This window comes from Mesorhizobium sp. M6A.T.Cr.TU.016.01.1.1, from assembly GCF_003952585.1.
In the GTDB taxonomy this organism is placed as follows: Bacteria; Pseudomonadota; Alphaproteobacteria; order Rhizobiales; family Rhizobiaceae; genus Mesorhizobium; species Mesorhizobium mediterraneum.
Genome location: NZ_CP034452.1, coordinates 4,053,028 through 4,074,848 on the forward strand (window position 1 = coordinate 4,053,028; position 21,821 = coordinate 4,074,848).

Below are 21,821 nucleotides of genomic sequence, written 5' to 3' on the forward strand. Positions count from 1 at the left end.
AGTCCAACGCCCAACTAGCCGTCAGGCGAGTACCGGCGAATGCGCTGCCAAGCGATATCTGGGGTAGAGCGACGAGCGTCCATTGGACGCTCAAAGTACGCTCTAAGATTTTGAGTTCTCGCATCGTGCTTTCCGAAAATCGATTCCGATTTTCGGGCCGATGCGATAAAAACCCAGGAGACCATCATGAGCGACTTCAATCTGAGCGCATTTTCCGACGCCATCGCCGATATCGCCGCAGCAGCGGCGCCGGTGACGGCGAGCTTCGCCACGCATCAGCATCGCACGGCGACCGCCTTCCATTGGCGCGACGGCTATTTTGTCACCGCCGAGGAAGCGGTGGAGGCCGGCGAAGAGATCGAGCTGACGCTTTTTTCGGGCGACAAGGTGAAGGTTGAGCTGGTCGGCCGCGATCCGTCCACTGGCACCACACTTCTGAAGCCGACCGGCGCGCCGGACGTGCCGCCGTTGGCCAAGGCAGGCTCGGTGCGGCCGGGTAATCTGGCCATCGCGGTCGGCAATAGCGACGGTGCGACGCTCGCCGCATTCGGCACGGTCGGTGAGGTCGGTCCGGCCTGGCGCTCAATGCGCGGCGGCACGATCGACCGGCGCATCAATCTGGCCGTCAATGCCGGCGGCCGTTTCGAGGGCGGCCCGGTGCTCGACGCCAAGGGCGCACTGATCGGCATGCTCCTGTTCGGGCCGCGCCGGCGGGCGCTGGTCATGCCTTACGAGACGATCGAACGGGCGGTTGCGACGCTGCGCGAGAAGGGCCATGTCGCGCGCGGCTATCTCGGCGCCGGCCTGCACCCGATCCGCAGCGGCGACTCGCATGGCGCCATGGTGATGAGCCTCGACGACAATGGCCCGGCAAAAGCCGCCGGCCTGCATCTCGGCGACATCATCGTGTCGTGGAACGGCGAGGCGGTGCATGGTCCGCGCGAACTGATCCGCAGGCTCGGGCCGGACAGCGCCGGCGCGTCGGTGACGCTCGGCGTGGTGCGCGGCGGCGAACAGCGCGATGTCGTGCTGACCATCGGCGAAAAGCCGCTGAGCTGAGAGGATCGATGGCTGTTGAGGCGATCATAAGGGACAGGACCGCGGATGGCGTGGTGGCGGAGCGGCGGCTAACCGTGCTGATCGCGCTTGGCGATGCGGCGCATGCCGAGCACCTGTCTTCCGCGCTCGCCGCGAGCGGGGATCTGCTGCCTGTCACGGCCGGCAGCAGCGATGGCGGCGAGCGAGCGGACGTCGCTGTCGTCGACGAGCGGAACCTGCAAGGCCTGGCCATCGATCCCGCCATACCTCGGGTGCTGCTGTCCCGGCGGACCGGCCACGAGCCGACAGACGACAATCTTTTCGCCGTCCTGCCGCCGGCGGCTGACGACCTGTTGGTTGCCGCTGCCGTCCGGCTTGCCGCTGCGGGTTACAGGATTTCAGGCGGCGGCCGCCGCGTGCCTGGCCGGCATGATGATGATTTCGCCTTCCATGACGGCGACCCGTTGGACGAGGAGCCGGTCGACGATGGAGCCGCCAGGCCGGCGCTTTCTCCGCGCGAGAGCGAAGTGCTGGCACTGCTGGCCGAGGGCGCGCCCAACAAGGTGATCGCGCGGCGCTTGAATATCTCCGTGCATACGGCGAAGTTCCACGTCGCGGCGATCCTGATCAAGCTCGGTGCGGCCAACCGCACTGACGCGATCGCCATCGCCATGCGGCAAGGCTTGGTGCTGGTGTGACGATGGACTACACAGCCGGTTCGATATCCGTCAGCCGGAAATCGTCGCCTTTGAACAGCAACGGCATGGCTTCGAGGCGAGCCGTGGCATAGGAGATGCAGTCGCCGAAGTTGAGAGCGGCCGGATGCCGGCCCTTGCCATAGCGCAGAAAGGCCTGACGGGCGACGGCTGCGTGGTCGGCGGTGAAGGCGATCGTCTCGATCGAGGCCACGCGCAGGAAGGAGTCGAGGCGATCAAGAATTTCATCCTGCCAGCCGCCGGCGAGAACCATCGTCGTTTCAAGAAACGTTGGTGCGGCCAACAGCCGCCTTTTGGCCTGTGCGATGGCCAGCACGAAACGCTCGTGATCAGGCTCCGCGCGCAGAACGGCGACAAGGGCCGAGGAATCGATGATCATTTCGTCGGGATCCCGAACTCGTCGTAACCGAGGACTTCGTCGTCGGTCATTGCATTTTCTCGTTTGGGGATTTTTCCCGCACTGTCGGAAATCGCCATCAATCGCTGAAAAAGGTCGTCGGCCTCGTGGCGCGGCACAAGCCGCTCGCGCGCAACTTCGCGCTCGAGGCTTTGGCGGATCGCTTCCGTCACCGACACGCGACGGCGGCGGGCAAGTTCCCGCGCCAATTGCTCGACTTCCGTGTTCTTGATCGACAGGGCCATTCTATATTCCACCTCTTTTTACAGAATATATACTCTCCGCTGTTGAGTCCATGGATTCGTCGCGCCTCCGAAGCGTCACCATCCCTCGATGATCCCCGCTCTTGTATCCTGCGACTGCGCGAGCAAGGATCGCTACCAACAGATTTGCAAGGGAGGCGGAAGGATATGTCGCTCAAGGGAAAGACGCTGTTCATCTCCGGCGGGTCGCGCGGCATCGGGCTGGCGATCGCGCTGCGCGCTGCGCGCGACGGCGCCAATGTGACGATCGCGGCCAAGACCGCCGAACCGCACCCGAAGCTGCCGGGCACCATCTATACGGCGGCGCAAGAGATCGAGCAGGCCGGTGGCAAGGCGCTGCCGGCATTATGCGACATACGCGAGGAGGAGCAGGTGGCCGAGGCGGTCGCCCGGACCGTCGAAAAATTCGGCGGCATCGACATCTGCATTAACAATGCCAGCGCCATCCAGCTTACCGGCACGCTGGAAACCGACATGAAGCGCTACGATCTGATGCACCAGATCAACACGCGCGGCACGTTTCTGGTTTCCAAAATGTGCATTCCGCACCTGAAGTTGGCTGCCAATCCTCACATCTTGAATCTGGCGCCGCCGCTCGACGTGAAGGCCAAATGGTTCAAGAACCATGTCGCCTATACGATGGCCAAATTCGGCATGTCGATGTGCACGCTGGGCATGAGCGCGGAGTTCGCTCGGGACGGCATCGCCGTCAATTCGCTGTGGCCGATCTCGACGATCGATACGGCAGCGGTGCGCAATCTTTTGGGCGGGGCGACGGTGGCAGCGATGAGCCGTTCGCCCGACATCATGGCCGATGCCGCGCATGCGATCCTGCTTAGGCCGTCGCGCGAGGCGACCGGCAATTTCTACATCGACGAGGAGGTGCTGCGCGCCGAAGGCGTCAGCGATTTTTCGATCTATGCCCCTGATGCGACAGGTCCGCTCGCCGGTGACTTCTTCGTGCCCGACGAGGTGTTTGCCAATTCGGAAACCAACATCAAAAGTATCTACTGACGGGCACCGGGCGCCGCTCTCACTCCTCGGCCTTGTTGGCTTTGAGGCGGAGGGCCACCGTGAGGAATTATCTGGGCCTCGCAAGGCTTCAGTTCAACACCGAGCCCGAAACGAAAACCCCGCCGGGGAGGGGACACCGGCGGGGCTCATGTGTCCCGCTGGAGTCGGGACAGGGCAGGGAAGCCCTATACAGAATCTGGGGTGGACGACCTCGCGATTCAATCCCTGGTCAAAATCGCGACCTACATTCTCCTTTACCCTTGGCTCATTCCCGGAAATCGCCCATCCCGGTGAAACCGGGGTGGGCTACGTCTTCCCGTATAGATTCCAGAAACCAGTTCAGGTTTCTGGAATCGTTGCTTTAAAGTTGGCCATGGTCTTTCCGAAAACCGGTTTCCACTTTTAGGGACCATGGCCTAATTCGCGCTAGCGACCGGCGCCACCAGCGAGGTGATGCGGCGGATGGCGACGCGACGGTTCTCGCGGTTAGGCTCCGACGTGTTGACCTTGAGATACTCCTCGCCATAGCCCTGTGTCGTCAGGTTCTCCGGCGGGATGCTGAAGGCATTGGTCAAGGCTTCGGCGACAGCCTCCGCGCGACGGTCGGATAGAGCGAGGTTCGCCTCCGGCCTGCCGACGGCATCGGTATGGCCTTCGATCAGGAAGGTTTCCGCCGGGTTCTTCTCGAGCAGCTTCTCCATCGCGCTGGCGACGCCTTCCAGTTTCTGCACCTCGGTTTCGGGGATCGAGGCTGAGCCGAATTCGAAGTTCAGCGTGTCGAGGTCGATGCGGCGGGCGATGTCGCGCACGCGGGCCGAGCGCTTGACCTCGTCGATCGAGTAGAGGCGCTGCACACGCTCCACCGGCGGCTGTTCGAGGAAGGTATAGTAGTCGCCCGGATCCTCGATGTCTTCGGCGTCCAAAATGTACTCCTCGCGCGGAATGTCGATCCGAATCGGCGGCAGGTCGTCGCCCGGATCGCGCCAGTCGCTATCGTCGTCATAGTACCGCTCGTCGACATAGCTCAGCACATATTCGCGTCCGTCGGGCGCGATGCGTGAACGCTGGATGACGTCGCCGTAGCGGTTGCGGATGGTGACGATCTGGATTCCATTGTCACGCTCGACGATTTCCCGGGTGCGATCGCCCGACAGCTCCTCATAGTAGACGTTCCTCGCGCCACGGTGCATGCGCGGGGCATCGTCGCTTTCCACGATCGTCTGGTTGTTGAACTGGAGGATAACGCGGTCGCCGAGTTCCCTGACGACGTCGACCCCGCGCGGGCGTGGACGGCGGCGAATGTCCTCATCGTCGGGCGCACGCTCAACGCGTTTGCCCTTTTCCTCCGTCACCGGAACCATCCTCTCAAGCTTGAGCTCCTGCTGGGCCGCCCTGTCGTCGGTGGGCGGCGGTCCCTGGTCGACGGGAGCCGGCTTCGGGGCTTCCGCCTGCTCGCCGTTCTGCTGGGTGGGCTGACCGCCCGCGTCCTGGCCGCCCGTCTCTTGCGCGTTGTCCCTGCCGCCTCTGCGCTTGCGCACGGCATCCTTCTGGCTGTCGAACACGGGAGCCTCGCCCTGGGCCGGACCTTCCCCTTCGGCGGGCGCGGCCTGTTCACCCTCGGCGGGCTGCTCGCCGGTTGTGGGCTGCTCTCCCGTCACCGGCTGTTCGCCGATAGGCTTCTTGCCGCGCTTTCTGGCTTGGTCCAAAGGCTGTTCGCCCTCGGCAGGAGCCGCTTGCCGGTCGGTTGGAGTGGGAAGCGGCTCGGCCTGCGGGGCAGGCTCGCCGGCGGGTGTTTCCTTCTTGGCCGGCTGTTCGGATGGTGCGGCTTCGATCTGCTGATCCTGGTCCCGCTTCTTCCTGCGCGGCGTGACCTGCTCGTTGTCATTTGCAGGTGCGGCCTTTTCGCGAGGCGCCGCCTGCCCGGCGGGCTCTTCGGCGGGTGCGGCCTCGATCTGCTGTTGCTGGTCGCGCTTCTTCCTGCGTGGCTTGGGCTGCTGTTCGTCGTTCGCAGGCGCGGCCTGTTCGGCTGGCTGTTCGGCGGGTGCGGCTTCAATCTGCTGTTGCCGGTCGCGCTTCTTTCTGCGCGGCTTGGGCTGCTGTTCGTCGCTCGCAGGCGCCGCCTGTTCTGCTGGCTGATCGGCCGGTGCTGCTTCGATCTGCTGTTGGTCGCGCTTCTTTCTGCGCGGTTTTTGCTCTTCGGCCGGGGCGGCCTGTTCGGCGGGTGCGGCTTCAATCTGCTGCTGCCGGTCGCGCTTCTTTCTGCGTTGATTGCCCTCTTGCTCGTCCCCGGAAGGCGCCGCCTGCTCCATGGGAGCTGATTCGCTCTGCCGCTCGCGCTTCTTGCGAGGCCTCTGCTCCGGTTCCGCCTGCTGTGCGCAGCCTTCCGCCGACTCGCCTTCGGGGCAATTCGATTGCGCCAGGATCAACGGCGTTGCGGCACGCTGCGGCGGGCCGAACGCGGCGTTGCCTTGCAGCGGGAATGCGCCCAACGGCGCGGACGCCATCAACAGGCCAAGTGCCGTGCCTGCCAGAATCCGTGGTTGGCGTTTCATTAGAAATCCTCCTTTTGGCGTCCCATCCCGGCCCAAACTGTTCATCAACCGGATTGGTTCCGGTTAGCGGGCATTAACGGCCGCGAAGGGCGATTGGCCGGCGTTTTGAAGGCGACTTCGTGTCATTCCTATGGTGCTGGCAGGGTTTACGCCTGTCGTGGTGCTTGACCTTGGCGCCAGCGGGGGCCAGATCCCGTCGATGGAAACGCCGTTCTGGAAAACCAAGTCGCTCGAAGCGATGACGCCGGCCGAGTGGGAATCGCTTTGCGACGGCTGTGGCAAATGCTGCCTGTCGAAACTTGAGGACGAAGACAGCGGCGAGATCTACTGGACGAGCGTCGGCTGCCGGCTGTTCGATGCCGAAACTTGCCGCTGCTCGGACTATGCCAACCGGCTGGCGCGGGTCCCGGACTGCGTCGGGCTGACGCCGCAGAATGTGCGCACCATCAGCTGGCTGCCCAAAACCTGCGCCTACCGGCTGGTCGCCGAGGGCCACGATCTCTACTGGTGGCACAGGCTGGTGTCGGGAAGTGCCGAGACGGTGCATGAGGCCGGCATTTCGATGCGCGGCCGCGTCAGCGCCAGCGAGACCGATCTTGCCGAGCCGGACGACTATTTCGAGCACATGCTGGACGATGAGCCCTAGGTTCCGGGCCTTAAGTCCCGGAACCGGCTGCGCGACAGGGCGTTTCTGTCGAGATGGTTCAGAACCGGCCAAATAGTTCAGTTCAGAACCGGCCAAATGGTTCAGAACCGGCCAGATAATTCAGAACCGGCCAGGATTCAGAGCCGGATTGCGGAGAAGACTGCGCAACGATTTCTTGTTGCCACATGAACCCGAAATGAACGGCCGGTTCGTAAAAAGTTCAGATACGCAGGCGCATTCTCCTCCCCATCGGTTCGACCAAGGCGTATTGGTTCTCGGCCCATTGGTTCGATCAGACGGGCGGAAGCCCTGAACAAGGAGAGAAGACAATGTTCAACACGATCAAGACGGCGACCCTTTCGGCGCTTATCAGCCTCGGCACGCTTGCCGCTATCCCCGCCACTGCTCATGCAGATAGCATCTATCTCGGCTTCGGCAATAACGACGATCCGCGCGTCGGCGTCTATACCGGCGACGACGATGGTTTCTACCGCGAACGCCGCCGTGACCGCGACCGCTACTGGCGCCGGTCCTGCTCGCCGGAGCGCGCTGTCAACAAAGCCGAGCGCATGGGCCTGCGCCGCGCCCGCATCATCGACGTCAACCGCCGTACGGTCAAGGTCGCGGGCCGTCAGTATGGCGATCGGGTGGTGATCGTGTTCGCCAACGAGCGCGGCTGCCCAGTTATCTACCGGTAAGTGTTCGGCACGTTGCCGACCGGCAACGGCGGTCTTGTTTAAGGATGATCTTTCCGAATCCGCTTCGGAAAGGATCAGCTCAGAAGCATGATCTTCTGCGAAGATCAGCTTGGACATGACCTTCTGCGAAGGTCGGTCTGGAGACACGACCTTCTGCGAAGGTCGGTCTGGAGACACGACCTTCTGCGAAGGTCGGTCTGGAGACACGACCTTCTGCGAAGGTCGGTCTGGAGACACGACCTTCTGCGAAGGTCGGTCTGGAGTAGCAGAGCCCCTTTCCGCTGAGACGGAAGGGTGCGGCTCGAAAAAACCCCGGAGGATCAGTCCTCCGGGGTTTTTTGATGCAGTAGGATCGATGTTGCCGGTTGCCCGCGCTTCAGCAACGCTGAACTACGGGCCGGACCTTCAGGCGACGGTCACTTCAACTCGAAAGTGACGGTGACCTGCACCGTGTAGGAATTCTCGCCGGCCTCCACCGGAACCGATGCGCGGGCCGCGTCGAAGGCCTTGGCGTTCATCGGTATCGGCGGCGGCGCGACGTTCTGGTCGGTGATTTCCAGCACGCGCCCGACGTTGACGCCGGCGGCTTCGGCCAGCGTCTTGGCCTTGGCCATGGCGTCGGCGACCGCTTTTTTGCGGGCTTCGGCGACGGTGGCAGCCGGGTTCTCGTTGGAAAACGAGATGCCGCCGCCCTGGTTGACGCCGAGCGATACCGCCTTGTCGAGAATCTCGCCTGTTTTGTCGATGTCGCGGATACGCACCGAAAGTGTGTTGGTCACCTGGTAGGCGATGAGTTCGGCTTCCTGGCTGCCGTCCGGCTTGTTGGTATAGTTGTAGCGCGGGCTGATCTGGATGCCGGCTGTCTGCAGGTCGCGCTCCTTGATGCCAGCCGACTTCATAGCTGCGATCACGGATGCCATGGCGTCGTTGTTGGCATCGAGCGCGGCGCGCGCGGTCTTGGCTTCGCGCATGACGCTGAGCGTCAGCAGCGCCAGATCGGGGGCCGCGGTCGCTTCGCCTTCGCCGGTGACGATGATGCGGGGCGGGGGCGGCGAATCGGCCGCGCCGGCCATCGCCGGAAAAGCGATTGCGGCGGCGAGCGCCAAGGGCAAAAGATGTCTGGTCATAAAAATCTCCTCGGTCTGCGATCCAGTCGCGCTTGTCGACTACCGCGTCGGCCCGAAAATCGGAATCGATTTCGGAAAGCACGATGCGTAGATTCAAAGCGTTAGAGCGTACTTTGTGCGTCTAAGTGGACGCACGTCGCTCTAATGTCTGAATATGGGCTGATTTGGGCGATCTCGGCCAGCCAGTTAGGAAAGCCTTGTGCGGCTCGGGGAAAAACATTAATCCAGCCGCGTGTGGGGCCTGTAGCTCAATGGTTAGAGCCGGCGGCTCATAACCGCTTGGTTGGGGGTTCGAGTCCCTCCGGGCCCACCAAAATATTAAATTTACTTACGCTTAATTCTTCGAGATCGAATTGAACGTTGTCGGTTAAGTCCGCTAGTTTTGAAGGAAATGGTTTTGGGCCCGTTCGTCAATTTTCTCCGTCTCGTTGATGGCACCCGTCACACCTAGCTCCAGACCCCTGGTTTCAAAAGACCTTGGAACGATGCATGCGGCAATCGGCGGTAACGACGTGCAATTAGGCGGTTCTGCCTTCGGCCGAAGGCTCAAAAAGACTCCAAAGCGCTCGTCATTCGGCTGATCTCGGGCCGATCGAGTCGCCGATGGCGCTGCAAAGTGGCTTGTCCGCCGGGAACGGCAAGGGGCCCGGGTCGTATTGCTCGAAGCCTATTCGCTCCCCCCATAGCCGCGCGTTTCCTTGCTATAACCAGAGTTGGACTCATTCACTCATAAGGTGCAGCGCGTCCTGCTTAACGATTTCGACGCAACGCAGGTTAATCAAACGAATGACGCCTCTTTCCTTCAGCTTGGTGAAAACCCTCGACACGGTCTCGATGGTGAGGCCGAGATAGTCGCCGATATCCATACGAGACATCGGCAGCTCGACCTGGCGCAGATCCCCTTGGCGCTCCGCCATATCGACCAGGAACGCCGCGACGCGCTCTGTGGCGTTCTGGCGACCTAGAACCAGGAGGTGTTCCTGTGCTCTTGTCAGGCCTTTGAGCGCCAACGGCAGCAGTTGACCAGACATGTCAGCCCCAGCGGCAAGACGAAAGACGCGGATGCCAGTGGCGTTGACCGCTTCGGCGAAGAAATGATGCGTCGTGCCGGCTTCGAAGCCGAAAGTCTCTCCAGCCAGGTGGAAAGCACTGATCTGCCGGCGGCCGTCGGCGAGCAGGCGATAGATGCGCACGGCGCCAAACTCGACCTGGTAGAAGGCCCCAGCCTTTTCCCCCTGAGCATAGATTTCGGCACCAGCGGAGAAGAAGCTGAGTGGCTGCAGCAGTGCCGGATGGAATACCTCCGACGGGTGCGGCTGAGGCGTCCGTGACTGTGCTGCGATTCGCGAGGTCGTGTAGGCGTGCATGGCTGTTTCCCCGGTTAATCCGTGTCACAGCAATCGCCCGAATCCGCAGGCTGCGAAATTCGGTTATGTCCCTACGGGGAACTACCTAGAGCCAAGTCACAGACGTGGTGGAGAATCTGAATGGGCTCAGACGCCACACAGCGCCATGGCGAAATAACCAACTGCGGCAGCTATCAGGGTTGCACCGGCCAAAGGCAACCAGAACCCGATCGGACCGGCAGATACCGCCAATGACAGGCGGCCGATCGCGTTTGCCGCCAACGCCACCAGCACGGCCTGCCCGATCGTCTCGGCGGGAACCGACTGCTTGACCAGACGCAACGCACCGAGCACCGAGACATCAACATCGAACGCACCGGCTAGCGCCGAGGTCGCCAGCAAGCCGCGCCCGCCAAATTGAGCTGCCAACGCTGCACTCGCAGTCGCGACGATTGCAAAGAGCAGAGCGAAGAGCAGCAGCGGACCCAATTCGAATGGGTTTCGCGCAAGCCCGCCACTTTTGCTATCCTCGCCGCTGCGGATCAACAGGATTGCGCCGCAGGCAGCGAAAACAAGCGCAGCAGCAATGGCCGGGATACCGACCGACGTAAACACGCTTGGCTCGATGATCAGAACCACGGCACAAACACGCAGCACCGAAACCATCGCAGCCAGCGAAGCTGCTCCGGCGAGTGGCAGAGCGTCGCCCGCTGACGCGGCGTTGCGGGCAAGCGCCGCGGTCACCGCTGTGGACGAAACGATTGCACCAACGAGCGAGCTGACAAGCAGACCACGTGTGGTTCCGAGAACGCGGACGGCAACGTAGCCGGCGAACGAAATCGATGCCATCAGCACCGTCAGGAACCAGATTTCCCAGGGGTTGAAGCCGCCCCAAGGATCCATCGTCCGGTTTGGCAGTAAGGGCAAGACGATCGCCGTCATCACCGCCAGGATCAGCGCCGAGCGCAGTTCGATCCAGGTCAGTCGCTTCAAGAGCCCGTGCAGGATCTCGCGACTGGCAAGGACCGCCGCAAGTGCAGCCCCTCCGGCAGCGGCAACACGATAGTCACCGGCGACCGATAGCGCACCGAGTGCGAAAACGCCGAGCGCGGCGATCACTGCCGTAACGCTGAAATCCTTGTCATGAGCCGCCTCGCGCGCCTTGTACCACGCAAAGATCGCGGCGAAGGCGACAAATCCTCCCACCAGCACTGAAACCGCGCCAAGCGCTTCCGCCAGAGCTGCGAGAATGCCGCCGAGCAAGCCGGATATGCCGAAAGTGCGAATTCCAGCCGTACGGCTGCGGTCGGGAGCGCCTCGCTCCCGCCAGCCACGCTCCAGTCCGACGAGCAGGCCAATTGCCAAGGCCAGTCCCAGCCGGGCGATGAGTGGATCCATGGGCGGCAGTTTACTCGCCTGCTTCCCTGCCCGACACCTGCTGGATCAGGATTCGGAAGAAAACATGCGGCGCGCTGTCTGAAATCGGAGGTATCACGGGTTTGAGGGCGCCTGGCTCCCACCAGTTCGCGTATTTGCTTAGCACAGTCCATGCATGGTCGCGCTCAGCCTTGTGACCGACCCTATCAGGCAGCTCTTCGTATCGGCCGTCGACAACAACGCTTTTCCATCCTCGACCTTGGCCGTGTTCGTCGACCTGGACGCACACAAGCGGATTGGCTCGCATCCAGTCGATCTTCTTGCCAGGCATCGAGAACGCGTACAGATGGTTGTCTGCATGCGCATAGTATAACGGCACGACATAGGGTTGCCCGTCCTTCGCGCACGCCAGGCGGCCTACACGATTTGCTGTCAGCAATTTCGTACATTCCAGCGCGGAAAGTGTGCGGATCAGCATCGGTGCGATCTCCTACGTCTCGCGGCCTGCTGGGTGCTTTCGGCCCGGCTCGCAGGCGGCGAGGCGCATAGTCGCGCATTCGGCGACTCCGGAAAATGATCCAGATCAAGGCGCGCTTGCTGTCTCTGCGCATCCTAGGCGGATGTGGAAGCCAATCCTAAGCGCTCCGTTTGGTCGCAATCTCGAACTGGCCGTCTTCGACGAGGATGGCGAGCATGCGCTCGTATTTCCCTGCATACGAGGGACGGAGGGCTGGAAGAATGCCGCGACCGGTGCGCGTATCGACATCCGTCCGACCCATTGGAGAGAGTGGGCGCCGGAGCGGGTTGCGGCCGGCAAGAGCGACGCCCTTAGCGACCACCCTTAGGCTTGAGATTCGACAATCAGTGCCATCCGCACGAGATGCGACAGGCTGCTTGCATTCATCTTGCTCATGACATTGGCGCGGTGGATCTCGACTGTTCGTGGGCTGATCCCCAAATCGTAGGCGATCGTCTTGTTGGGCAGGCCCGACACCAGCCCGTCCAGCACCTGCTTCTCCCGCTCCGACAATGTCGACAAGCGAGCACGTATCTCGGCGGATTGAGGGTGAGCTGCATGGACCTGGTTGCGGTTGCCCAACGCAGAGCGGATCGCATCGATCAGAATATCGTCGTCGAAAGGTTTTTCGATGAAATCGGCGGCACCTTCTTTCATCGCCTGAACGGCGAGCGCAACATCGGCATGACCGGTCATGACAATGACCGGGATCGAATGTCCGCGGGATCTGAGCTGTCGCAGGAACTCGATCCCGTCAATGCCGGGCATGCGAACGTCCGTCACGATACAGCCGTCGAGATTGCCCGTCGCTGTGGCCAGAAAAGCCGACGCCGATTCGTAAAGGCGCACGGCGAAGTCCGCCGTCGCCAGAAGAAAACCAAGCGACTTGCGAACCTCGACGTCGTCGTCGACCACATGCACAAGATCGTTACTGGCCATTGGCGACTTCTTCCTTCTGCACGATGCGCAGGGTAAACCGGAAAGCGGTTCCTCCAGCGGGCATTGCCTCGGCCCAGATGTGACCACCGTGCGATTCGACGATAGTGCGGCAAATGGAGAGGCCAACGCCCATGCCCTGCTTTTTGGTGGTGACAAATGGCTGGAAAAGCTGAGCCGAGACCTCCGGCGCCAGGCCCGTGCCAGTGTCGATCACACTCACCTCGGCCATCCCGTCATCCCTGGCAACGGTCGTCACGTGCAACTCGCGGCGTGGGACGCCTTGCATTGCCTCGACCGCGTTGCGCATCAGGTTGAGCAAAACCTGTTGAATCTGGATGCGGTCCGTCAAGACGAGTTCGGCTGCAGGATCGAGTTGGTAGGTGACGCGGACATCAATTTCCCTTGCGCCGACCAGGGCCAGCGAAGCGGCTTCCTCGATCAGCGCCGGCAGACGTTCGATCTGCCGCTCGCTCTCGCCTCTCGCGACGAAGTCGCGAAGGTGGCGAATGACATCTCCGGCCCTCAAGGCCTGTTCCGCTGCTTTTTCGACGGCCTCCCTCAACATCGGCGCGTTCTCTTCCGTGCTCTTTTCGAGAAGCCGCCGGCTGCCTTTGAGGTAATTCGTAATGGCCGTGAGCGGCTGGTTGATTTCATGTGCCAACGTCGAGGCCATTTCGCCGAGCGCGGTAAACCGCGCCATATGGAGAAGCTCCTGCTGCTGCTCCTGTATTCTGGCTTCCGCCTTGTGGCGTTCGGTCAGGTCGCGGCAGAAGCCGGTAAAGAAGCGGCCGGTCCCGGGATGCATCTCACCAACCGAAAGTTCCATGGGAAAGGTCGAGCCATCCTTGCGCATTCCCGTCACCGTGCGGCCGAGCCCGATGATCCGGCGCTCTCCGGTAGTAAGGTAGCGGTGCAGATAGGCGTCATGCTCTTCGCGATAGGGCGACGGCATCAGCAGACTGACATTTTGACCGAGGACTTCGCTGGACTGGTACCCGAACAGTGTTTCGGCAGCCGTGCTGAAGGACTGAATACGGCCTTGTTCGTCGATGACGACCATTGCGTCGGGCACCGTCGCCAGGATCGAGCGCAAATGATCTTCGCGCAATCGAAGGGCGGCGTTTGCATAGGAAAGTTCGCTGACGTCCGTGCCTTCGACAAAAATAGCCGTGATGCGACCATCCTCGGCCTTGATGGGCTGATAGACGAAATCGAGGATATGCTCTTCGGTCGGCTCGTCATCCTTGTTGCGAAGAGCGACTTTCACCCCCCGGCCAATATAGGGTTCACCAGTTGCGTATGCCTGGTCCAGCAGTTCATAGAAGCCTTGGCCTTCAAGCTCGGGCAGGGCCTCGCGTACCGACTTTCCAATGACCTGCCGTTCACCGATCAGGCGCTGATAGGCGGCATTGGTCAATTCGAAGACATGACCCGGCTCACGCATCAACGTCATGAACCCCGGGGCCCGCTCGAACATCAGGGAGAGCCGGTCGTGATCGGCCGTGGCCGGCCCTTCACCGCGAGCGCCGGTTGACAAGTCACGTGTTTGTTTGTCGTCCAAATGAAGTCCTTTGATCCGGGAACCCGCAACGCAGTCTAGTTATCATTCATCGCTTTGCTGCACATCTCTTCCAGCAATGCAAACCGATCAAAACAGCGAGCCGCGGCCGATTGGGTAGGTAGCGTTTTTGACTCGCATCAAGGCGTCGAGTGCCGGCGGATGCCACTTCATTATCGCATTCAAGCGCTCCAGCGATAGGCGACCGCGATGTCCTACAAGTCAATTATTCTAAACCTTGCCGTAGATGCACCTCCTACATCCATGGTGAAGTTGGGGATCGAGCTTGCGGAACGCTTCGGGACTCACCTTATCGGCCTGGCGGCTGCAGACGTCCCGCCGCTCGTCGCGACCGGCGACGGCATGGTCTATGAAGGCGAGATCATGCAGATCCAGCGGACGGAAATCGAAAAGCGGCTTGCCGAACTGCGTGCCGAATTCGAGAGGCTGGTTCCTGCTTCGATCAGCAGCGAATGGGGGCAGGAAGTCTGCAACCCGACCCGCTTCCTTAGCGTCTCCGCCCGCGCGGCCGACCTCATCGTTACCAGCGGCGAGGAGGGAGAAAATGTCTATCGCGCCGTGGATGTCGGGAGCCTTGCTCTCGGCACAGGCCGGCCAGTCCTTGTCGCCGCAAGCAATGTCGAACATGTTTTGGCAAAGACCGTGTTGGTCGCCTGGAAAGACACCAGGGAGGCGCGACGGGCGATAGCGGATGCATTGCCTTTCCTGGCCCGGGCCAATGAGGTCATCGTCGCCACGATCGATACCGACCGCAGCGAAAGCGCCCGATACAGCCTCGCCGATGTCGCGGCTTATCTAGAAAACCATGGCATCATGCCACAAACAGAACTGCTCACTGGCGAGGCGGATGGCGACCATCTGCTGGCGTTTGCGCGCTCGATCCACGCTGATCTGATCGTCTCCGGTGCTTACGGCCATAGCCGCCTCCGGGAATGGGCCTTCGGCGGCGTCACCCGCACGCTGATCGAAGAAAACGGCATCAATCGCTTCCTGTCGTATTGAAGGTCTGTCGAACCCACTCACCGCCCTAATCGACGGGCCGGAATCAACCCCATCCGGCACCCGTTTTCGTCGAAGATGGCGCTGCTTTCGCGCTCTGAAGTTGGCAACCGACAACGCACCCGTTTGCAAGATCCACTGTCGAGTCGGCAACGGAGCATCCTGTTGACCAAGATCAATGTCGTCAGCCGCCAATGTAGCAATGATTGCCAAAATGCAGGAGTGAACGACATGACGTTTCTCGACTACCTGATTTCGATTGACGCCAGGACGGCCTTGATGGGCCGCATGATGCGGAGGCTCGGCGTCGACAGACAATTGAAAGTCGTGGCGGACCATGCGGCCGTCACCAATCGGGCGGTGGATCGCTGCCGCTCCTGCGGCCATCAGGACGAATGCTCGACCTGGCTCGACGAGCACCAGCAAGCCGATGATCCGCCGGATTACTGCCGCAACCGCGACCTGATCGCACGGCTTCAACACGCAGCCGGCCAACGCTAGAAAGGTCACCACAAATGCGTCTGACGAGTGAACGCAAACGGAACTTATGCCGATAGATTTGCATCCCATGGGACCAGGCAGTTTGGACAATCTATTTCTTCTAGAAGCATTTCTGCTCTTTATTGCGCCCGGGCCAACCAATGCTCTTTTGGTGGCGGGTGCGGCCAAGCGAGATAAGGCGATCGCACTCTTGGTCGCACAGGCCTGTGGATACGGGATCGCAGCAGCCTGCTGGTTTTCGCTGCGACCCTTGCTGCCGTCCGGCGCCATCCAGGTACTCAAGCTGGTCGCAGCCCTATGGCTCGTAATTCTTGGCCTGCGTCTGATAGGCCGCGACCAGATCGACGCATCCGAAGACGGGGATGGCCTTTCTGTTATAGTAACTACTGCCCTCAATCCGAAAGCCTTTATCTATTGTCTGGCAATCGTGCCGGTGGACGCGAGGCCGTACGAACTGGGCTTCTTCTGGATCGTACTCTTGGTGACCACAGCCGCCACCGGGTCAATGTGGCTTTTGCTCGGTAGGCGTCTGAACGGAGCCGGAGAGATGGCAGACAGGGTCGCGGGCGCGGTGCTTATCGCATTCGCCTTGTTGCTGCTTCGACCATTAATAGCGGTAGCTGCGACTTAGGTTCAATGCGGACATTCTTCCAATTCGAATGCTGGGGTCACGCAATGCTGCAGTCCGCAACTAAGAGACAAGCACCACCGACAGCGGCTCCGCGCAGAAAAGGTTATCCTTTACGGCTTTGACGCCGGCGACGTTTTCGGCGGCGACGATGGCTGCCTGGCGTTCGCGTTCGTCGAAGATCGCGCCGCTCAGTTCGACCACGCCATTGCCCACCGTGACGCAGATCATTTCCTTGCCGGCCCATTTCTGAGTCGCAAGCTCGGCAATAATTTTCTGACGGATCTGTTCGTCGTCGACGAACGCCGGGCCCGCATCCGGCAGGACGTTGAGCAATGCACGCAAAAGGTCGGTGCGGGTGATGATCCCGACGACTTTTCCCCCATCGACAACCGGAATGCGTTTGACGTGGCGGCGCGTCATGAGCTCGACGATCTCGGCGATCGATGCCCCGGGGGATGCTGTGACGAGGTCTTCTGTCATGACCTCCTCGATCCGTCGTCCGTTGGCTTGAACATATTCATCAGCGGCTCGCCCGGGGCTCACAAGAAGCTCCAGCCAACGCGAGCGCTTACGCTTCGTGCCGAGTTCTCCCCGGCGCAAGAAATCACCTTCGCTGACGATGCCCACTAGCGTACCGTCCCTGCGAATGACGGGCAGGCCGCTGATCTTCTTGGAGAGCATCAGCCCGGCCGCTTCGGTGATCGACGCGGACGGCTCTATTCCGACGACCGGTGTCGTCATTATGGCTTCGGCTTGCATACCTGCCTCCTCAAACATCTTCCCTGATTATCGAGGTCCCTGCGTCGCGTGCCTTGATCTGAGTCACTTTCTGGGAGCAGCAACGTCGGCCGGCCAAACATCCGGTCTGTCTTATATTCGAGCCAGACACATGCAGTGGCGAAGTTTGCGGTACCAGCGGCGTTATCCGCACCTTGGCTCCCGATCAGTTGTCTAGCTTGTCATCCCGATCGATAAGGATCCGCTCGGCGGCTCCGTCGAGATCCTCGTATTGACCGCTCCTCAAGGCCCACAGGAAGCCGGACAGACCCAGCGCGCCGAGAAAAAGAGCTACGGGTATGAGATAGACAAGCGTCGTCATGAGGATCGTGCCAATGCGCCGATACTGGAACGTTTGCCGCGCGTACGAATCGTCTCCGGTGGGCTCGCGGCAGAGCCTTGCAGCCTCAGCGCATTGCCAATGACAAGCAGCGACGAAGCCGACATCGCGATTGCCGCGATCAGCGGCGTGACGTGCCCCAGAATGGCGATCGGCACGGCGATGGTGTTGTAGACGATTGCTATGGCGATGTTTTGCCGGATCAGTCGTCCGGCCCTTCGCGAGACGTCGAGGGCAAGGGGTACTGCAGAAAGGCTTTCGCGTAGGAAGACGAAATCGGCTGCTTTGCGGCCGACATCGGCCGCCGTGGCTGGAGCGATCGAGACGTGTGCCGCGCCCAGCGCAGGGGTGTCGTTAAGGCCGTCGCCAATCATCAGCACCTTGTGGCCGTCCTTCGACAGCGTTTCGATATACTCGACCTTGCCCGAAGGAAGCAGCGCCGGAACAAAGTGATGGATGCCCAACGTCGCCGCGACCTCGCCGCAGGCAGCTGCGGTATCGCCCGACAGCATTTCCACGGAAATCCGGGCGTTGTTCAATTGCTCGATGGCCGCTCTGGCGTCTTCACGCAGCGCGTCCTCGAAGACAAAGGACGCGACAATGATCCCATCTTTGGTCAGAACCGTTCCGCCGTATCCGCTTTCGCCGGCGGTTCTGGCCTTCCACCCGGCCCAGCCGCGCCGGCCAAGCCGCCAGGTGCTGCCAGCGGCGGTGGCTTCGATCCCGAAACCAGGGTGCTCGCTGACGGACTCGAGCTTCGGCTGACCGGCAAAGCCCGCAGAGCCGGCTATGGCCCTTGAGAGCGGATGGCGGGAATGCACGGCCATGTCGCCTGCGATGGCCAGCATGGCCGGATCGATGGACGACGCGTTGACGAGCCGGGGCTGTCCGAGCGTAAGCGTTCCTGTCTTGTCGAACACCGCCGTGTCGATCGCCGCCAGACGCTCCATGGCCGAACCATCCTTGACCATGACGCCGCTTTCGAACAGACGCCGCGCAGCGACTACCTGCACGATCGGCACGGCGAGACCGAGCGCACACGGGCAGGTGATAATGAGAACGGCGATGGCGATCGTTACTGCCTGGTGCCAATCGCCGTTCGCCGCCATCCAGCCAAGGAACGTCACCAAGGCGGTCAGATGGACCACTGGAGCATAGAGCGCTGAAACGCGGTCGGCGATCCTGCGATAATGCGCGCGACCGCCCTCTGCGGCCTCCATCAGCCGGACCATCTCGGCCAGGAAGGAATCCTTTGCGGCGGCTGTTGCTTCGATGGTCAGCGGGCCAGTGAGATTGAGTGTGCCGGCCTGCACGGTTTCCCCTGACGACACGGTTCTGGGTGTGCTTTCACCGGAAACCAGTGAACAGTCGAGATCCGAAGAGCCTCGAATGATCTTGCCGTCGACGGGTATCCTTTCGCCGGCAGTGATCAGCAGCCGCAAGCCGGGTTCGATCTCCTCAACCGGCAGGTAGTCGCGCGAACCATCCTCGCGCAGCACCATGGCGCCCCGCGCCGCCAGCCGTGACAGGCCGTTCACGGCGGTCCGGGCACGCTCTCGCATCACGTGATCCAGCGTGCGGCCGATCAACAGGAAGAACAGCAGGGACACCGACGCGTCGAAATAGGCGTGGTCGCCATGGTTGATGGTTTCGTAGAGGCTCATGGCATAGGCGAGCGAAACTCCAAACGCAATCGGCACATCCATGTTCATGCGACCATGACGCAACGCGTTCCATGCCGAGCGGAAATAGATGCCGCCGGCGAAGGCGAGCGCCGGGATGGCGATCAGCGCCGAGACCCAATGGAACAGGTCACGCGTAGCCCCTTCAGCGCCTGACCAGACCGAGACGGAAAGCAGCATGATGTTGCCCGCAGCAAAGCCAGCGACGGCGACGGCCCGGATCAGCTCCGAGAGTGTTTTATCCTTCTCGCCAACCTGCGGGTCGAACAGATGTGCCGGGTAGCCTAGCCGTCCAAGTGCAGCGGCGAATGGCGGAACCTCATCCCCACGCCAATGGATCGATACGCGTTTCGTCGACAGGTTGACCCGAACGCCCTCGACGCGATCGAGCTTCCCGAGAGCCGTCTCGATCGCCTGGATGCAGGCCGCGCAGTGAACCGTCGGCACCGACAGATCGGTCTGGCGAAGGTCATTGCCAAGCGAGCGGCTTGCCAACCTGATCTCCTGGCTCGATGGCAAGCTGGATGTCGCTCCGTCCAGATCCAGCGCCATTTCAGCGCCCGGCGCACAGCAGCTCATCGCAGTGCTCCCTGGGAAATCATGATCCGGCGAACTTCGCGATAAGGCTCTGCCAGACCGGCATCGGTGTCGACTTCCACGATCCAGACGCCATCCCTTAGCGTGTGCTGCGCGGCAAATTCCTGGCCCGAGGCAGCGGCGAGAGTGACGGCTTTGTCCGCGCCCTCATAGGCAGGATGACGAAACAGCACCTTGACACTACGCAAGGGAACCGGCTTGCCAGCGGCATCGCTGAGACTGTAGCGGACTTCGCCCCAAGAGATCGTCAATTTGCCAATCCAGCCGAGCGCCGCCTGTGCGCGCCCTTCCTCGGCCTTTCGGTTGAATTGCTGGCTGGCCACATAGGTGTTTTCGACGACAAGACCGGTCCAGCTTGTGCTGGCGAATGTCGCCATTGTCAGATTGACTGCGATGACCACACCAAAAAAGGCGAGAATGGTGGCCAGCATATGCCTGCCGGTGAATTCGCGGGTTTTTTGCGTCTTGGCGCTCATCTGGCGATCTCCGGGGCATTGAAGGTGGCGGTGTATTCGTCCGTTTCGAAACTCGCCTTGTCCTCGACGCGGAATTTGAACGTTTGCGTTGCGCCTCCGACCCGGTCCGCCGGCTGGCGCACGAAAACCTTCAGCATCTTCAGGCGGTCGGGTTCGGCCGCGACGGCGAAGGACCGGTCTGCGGGAAGGTCGATACCAACGACGCTCATTTCGGCTCCCCGCAGGCCCTGCATCGTGACAACGATCGTCCTTTGCTCGGGGATCATGTTGAGCAGCTTTACGGTGTAGCCGTTGCGGATTGAACCGTCGGACAGCGTGACGAATTGCGGGTTGCGGTCGTGCAGAACGTTGACCTCGAGCCGGTCGCGCGTCAGCAGCGAATAGAGCAGCGCAATGCCGACCGCCGACCACGCGCCCATGTAGATGAAGGTGCGCGGCCGGAAGATCTTGCGGATATGGAAATGGGCTAATTTTTCGGAGAATGCGCCGCCGTCGGTCCGGACGAGCGACGGGTTCACCGAGCAAGACCCGCCTGCTATCGCCACCGCCATGTTGGCGTTGTAATCGGACAGCGTCGCATAGGAGATCAGCCCGCGCTCCTTGCCGAGCTTGTCCATGACGCTATCGCAGGCATCGATGCACAGCGCGCAAGTGATGCATTCGAGCTGCTGGCCATCGCGAATGTCGATCCCCATCGGGCAGACGGCGACACAGGCATTGCAATCGACGCAGTCTCCGACCGGCTGCCCCGCGGCCTGGACCTTCTTGGCGTGCCGCGACCGAGGTTCGCCGCGCCAGTCATTATAGGTCACGGTCAGCGAATTTTCGTCGAGCATGGCCGCCTGGATGCGCGGCCACGGGCACATATAGGTGCAGACCTGTTCGCGCATCAGCCCGCCGAATGTGTAGGTGGTTGCCGTCAGCACGCCGATGGTGATGTAGGCGACCGGCGCAGCGGTGCCGGTGAAGACCTCGCCAATCAGCGTTGGCGCATCGGCGAAATAGAAGATCCAGGCACCGCCGGTCGCTGCCGCTATGACCAGCCAGATGGCGTGTTTCGATACACGCAGCACAAACTTGCGCGCAGTCCACGGTCCGGCGTCGAGCTTTATGCGGGCGTTGCGATCTCCCTCGATCGCACGCTCTACAACCAGAAACAGATCGACCCATACGGTCTGCGGGCAGGTATAGCCGCACCAGGCTCTGCCAACTGTGGATGTGATCAGGAAAAGGCCGATGCCGGCCATAACGAGAAGACCGGCCACATAGTAGAATTCCTGCGGCCAAATCTCGATGAAGAAGAAATAGAAGCGGCGGTTGGCAAGATCGATCAGCACGGCCTGATCGGGAGCAAACGGACCTCGATCCCAGCGCAGCCAGGGCGTCAGGTAGTAGATGCCCAGGGTGATCGCCATCACCAGCCATTTGAAGCGGCGAAAGCTGCCCGAGGCGCGCTTGGGGAAGATCTTCTTGCGCGGTGCATACAGCGGCTGGCGGACCTTGGCGGAGTTGACCGCCTCGGCTTCGAGCCGTTCTACCTGCGTATTATCCAGCACCAGTGTCTCCAGTCGCGCAGCTTACGATTTCGGGGCGCGCAGTCGGACTTAGT

Annotated in this window: 22 protein-coding genes and 1 tRNA gene; 9 read left to right on the forward strand and 14 right to left on the reverse strand. The window is 61.5% G+C overall.

Annotated features, from left to right (window positions below; genetic code table 11):
- The first annotated feature begins 186 nt into the window (after window positions 1-186).
- Both EJ075_RS19480 and EJ075_RS19485 read left to right on the forward strand, forming a co-directional pair.
- Window positions 187-1,059, forward strand: coding sequence for a S1C family serine protease (locus EJ075_RS19480; RefSeq protein ID WP_126105366.1), 873 nt, complete (start codon window positions 187-189; stop codon window positions 1,057-1,059).
- Between the two features lie 8 nt (window positions 1,060-1,067).
- A complete protein-coding gene (locus EJ075_RS19485) occupies window positions 1,068-1,736 on the forward strand; it encodes a response regulator transcription factor (RefSeq protein WP_126105367.1) in 669 nt (222 codons plus the stop codon).
- A gap of 7 nt (window positions 1,737-1,743) precedes the next feature.
- On the opposite strand, the gene EJ075_RS19490 is transcribed toward EJ075_RS19485, so the two are convergent.
- Complete coding sequence (locus tag EJ075_RS19490; RefSeq protein ID WP_095488954.1) at window positions 1,744-2,133, reverse strand: type II toxin-antitoxin system VapC family toxin; 390 nt, start codon at window positions 2,131-2,133, stop codon at window positions 1,744-1,746.
- Window positions 2,130-2,396: a type II toxin-antitoxin system VapB family antitoxin gene (locus EJ075_RS19495; protein WP_126105368.1), complete on the reverse strand. Its 267-nt coding sequence runs from the start codon at window positions 2,394-2,396 to the stop codon at window positions 2,130-2,132. Before EJ075_RS19495 ends, EJ075_RS19490 begins: the two co-directional genes overlap by 4 nt.
- Before the next feature lie 165 nt (window positions 2,397-2,561).
- On the opposite strand from EJ075_RS19495, the gene EJ075_RS19500 reads away from it, so the two are divergent.
- On the forward strand, window positions 2,562-3,428 hold the full coding sequence (locus EJ075_RS19500; RefSeq protein WP_126105369.1) for an NAD(P)-dependent oxidoreductase: 867 nt from the start codon (window positions 2,562-2,564) through the stop codon (window positions 3,426-3,428).
- Window positions 3,429-3,844: 416 nt separating this feature from the next.
- Here the strand turns inward: EJ075_RS19500 and EJ075_RS19505 are convergent, their stop codons facing one another.
- Window positions 3,845-5,980, reverse strand: coding sequence for an OmpA family protein (locus tag EJ075_RS19505; protein ID WP_126105370.1), 2,136 nt, complete (start codon window positions 5,978-5,980; stop codon window positions 3,845-3,847).
- 199 nt (window positions 5,981-6,179) lie between these two features.
- Between EJ075_RS19505 and EJ075_RS19510 the strand changes: the two genes are divergently transcribed.
- Window positions 6,180-6,626: a YcgN family cysteine cluster protein gene (locus EJ075_RS19510; RefSeq protein ID WP_095489233.1), complete on the forward strand. Its 447-nt coding sequence runs from the start codon at window positions 6,180-6,182 to the stop codon at window positions 6,624-6,626.
- A 329-nt stretch (window positions 6,627-6,955) separates the two neighbouring features.
- Window positions 6,956-7,324, forward strand: coding sequence for a hypothetical protein (locus tag EJ075_RS19515; protein WP_095488958.1), 369 nt, complete (start codon window positions 6,956-6,958; stop codon window positions 7,322-7,324).
- A 416-nt stretch (window positions 7,325-7,740) separates the two neighbouring features.
- Here the strand turns inward: EJ075_RS19515 and EJ075_RS19520 are convergent, their stop codons facing one another.
- Window positions 7,741-8,451, reverse strand: a complete 711-nt coding sequence (locus tag EJ075_RS19520) for an SIMPL domain-containing protein (protein ID WP_095488959.1) — start codon at window positions 8,449-8,451, stop codon at window positions 7,741-7,743.
- 237 nt (window positions 8,452-8,688) lie between these two features.
- Here EJ075_RS19520 and EJ075_RS19525 point away from each other — a divergent pair.
- Window positions 8,689-8,764, forward strand: a tRNA-Ile gene (locus EJ075_RS19525).
- Window positions 8,765-9,170: 406 nt separating this feature from the next.
- Here EJ075_RS19525 and EJ075_RS19530 read toward each other — a convergent pair.
- The 5 genes from EJ075_RS19530 to EJ075_RS19555 form a co-directional block, all read right to left on the reverse strand.
- Window positions 9,171-9,818, reverse strand: a complete 648-nt coding sequence (locus EJ075_RS19530; protein ID WP_126105371.1) for a helix-turn-helix domain-containing protein — start codon at window positions 9,816-9,818, stop codon at window positions 9,171-9,173.
- A gap of 126 nt (window positions 9,819-9,944) precedes the next feature.
- A complete protein-coding gene (locus EJ075_RS19535) occupies window positions 9,945-11,195 on the reverse strand; it encodes an MgtC/SapB family protein (protein WP_095488961.1) in 1,251 nt (416 codons plus the stop codon).
- A 10-nt stretch (window positions 11,196-11,205) separates the two neighbouring features.
- Window positions 11,206-11,652, reverse strand: a complete 447-nt coding sequence (locus tag EJ075_RS19540) for a pyridoxamine 5'-phosphate oxidase family protein (protein WP_095488962.1) — start codon at window positions 11,650-11,652, stop codon at window positions 11,206-11,208.
- 363 nt (window positions 11,653-12,015) lie between these two features.
- Window positions 12,016-12,630 (reverse strand): response regulator FixJ, encoded by a 615-nt coding sequence (fixJ, locus tag EJ075_RS19550; protein ID WP_126107381.1) that lies wholly within the window; start codon window positions 12,628-12,630, stop codon window positions 12,016-12,018.
- A complete protein-coding gene (locus EJ075_RS19555) occupies window positions 12,620-14,107 on the reverse strand; it encodes a PAS domain S-box protein (protein WP_245458211.1) in 1,488 nt (495 codons plus the stop codon). Before EJ075_RS19555 ends, fixJ begins: the two co-directional genes overlap by 11 nt.
- A 291-nt stretch (window positions 14,108-14,398) precedes the next feature.
- On the opposite strand from EJ075_RS19555, the gene EJ075_RS19560 reads away from it, so the two are divergent.
- The 3 genes from EJ075_RS19560 to EJ075_RS19570 all read left to right on the forward strand — a co-directional run bounded on the left by EJ075_RS19560 (window position 14,399) and on the right by EJ075_RS19570 (window position 16,340).
- Window positions 14,399-15,211, forward strand: coding sequence for a universal stress protein (locus EJ075_RS19560; protein WP_126105372.1), 813 nt, complete (start codon window positions 14,399-14,401; stop codon window positions 15,209-15,211).
- A 228-nt stretch (window positions 15,212-15,439) separates the two neighbouring features.
- Entirely contained in the window at window positions 15,440-15,709 is a 270-nt protein-coding gene (locus EJ075_RS19565; RefSeq protein ID WP_095489234.1) for a DUF6455 family protein, read from the forward strand.
- Between the two features lie 82 nt (window positions 15,710-15,791).
- Window positions 15,792-16,340, forward strand: a complete 549-nt coding sequence (locus EJ075_RS19570) for a hypothetical protein (protein ID WP_126105373.1) — start codon at window positions 15,792-15,794, stop codon at window positions 16,338-16,340.
- Window positions 16,341-16,400: 60 nt separating this feature from the next.
- On the opposite strand, the gene EJ075_RS19575 is transcribed toward EJ075_RS19570, so the two are convergent.
- The 5 genes from EJ075_RS19575 to ccoG form a co-directional block, all read right to left on the reverse strand.
- On the reverse strand, window positions 16,401-17,099 hold the full coding sequence (locus EJ075_RS19575) for a CBS domain-containing protein (protein ID WP_126105374.1): 699 nt from the start codon (window positions 17,097-17,099) through the stop codon (window positions 16,401-16,403).
- 184 nt (window positions 17,100-17,283) lie between these two features.
- On the reverse strand, window positions 17,284-17,439 hold the full coding sequence (ccoS, locus tag EJ075_RS19580) for a cbb3-type cytochrome oxidase assembly protein CcoS (protein ID WP_126105375.1): 156 nt from the start codon (window positions 17,437-17,439) through the stop codon (window positions 17,284-17,286).
- Window positions 17,436-19,718, reverse strand: a complete 2,283-nt coding sequence (locus EJ075_RS19585; RefSeq protein ID WP_126105376.1) for a cation-translocating P-type ATPase — start codon at window positions 19,716-19,718, stop codon at window positions 17,436-17,438. The genes ccoS and EJ075_RS19585 overlap by 4 nt, the downstream gene beginning before the upstream one ends.
- Window positions 19,715-20,212, reverse strand: a complete 498-nt coding sequence (locus EJ075_RS19590) for a FixH family protein (protein ID WP_126105377.1) — start codon at window positions 20,210-20,212, stop codon at window positions 19,715-19,717. The genes EJ075_RS19585 and EJ075_RS19590 overlap by 4 nt, the downstream gene beginning before the upstream one ends.
- Window positions 20,209-21,768, reverse strand: a complete 1,560-nt coding sequence (gene ccoG, locus EJ075_RS19595; protein ID WP_126105378.1) for a cytochrome c oxidase accessory protein CcoG — start codon at window positions 21,766-21,768, stop codon at window positions 20,209-20,211. The genes EJ075_RS19590 and ccoG overlap by 4 nt, the downstream gene beginning before the upstream one ends.
- Between the last annotated feature and the right edge of the window lie 53 nt (window positions 21,769-21,821).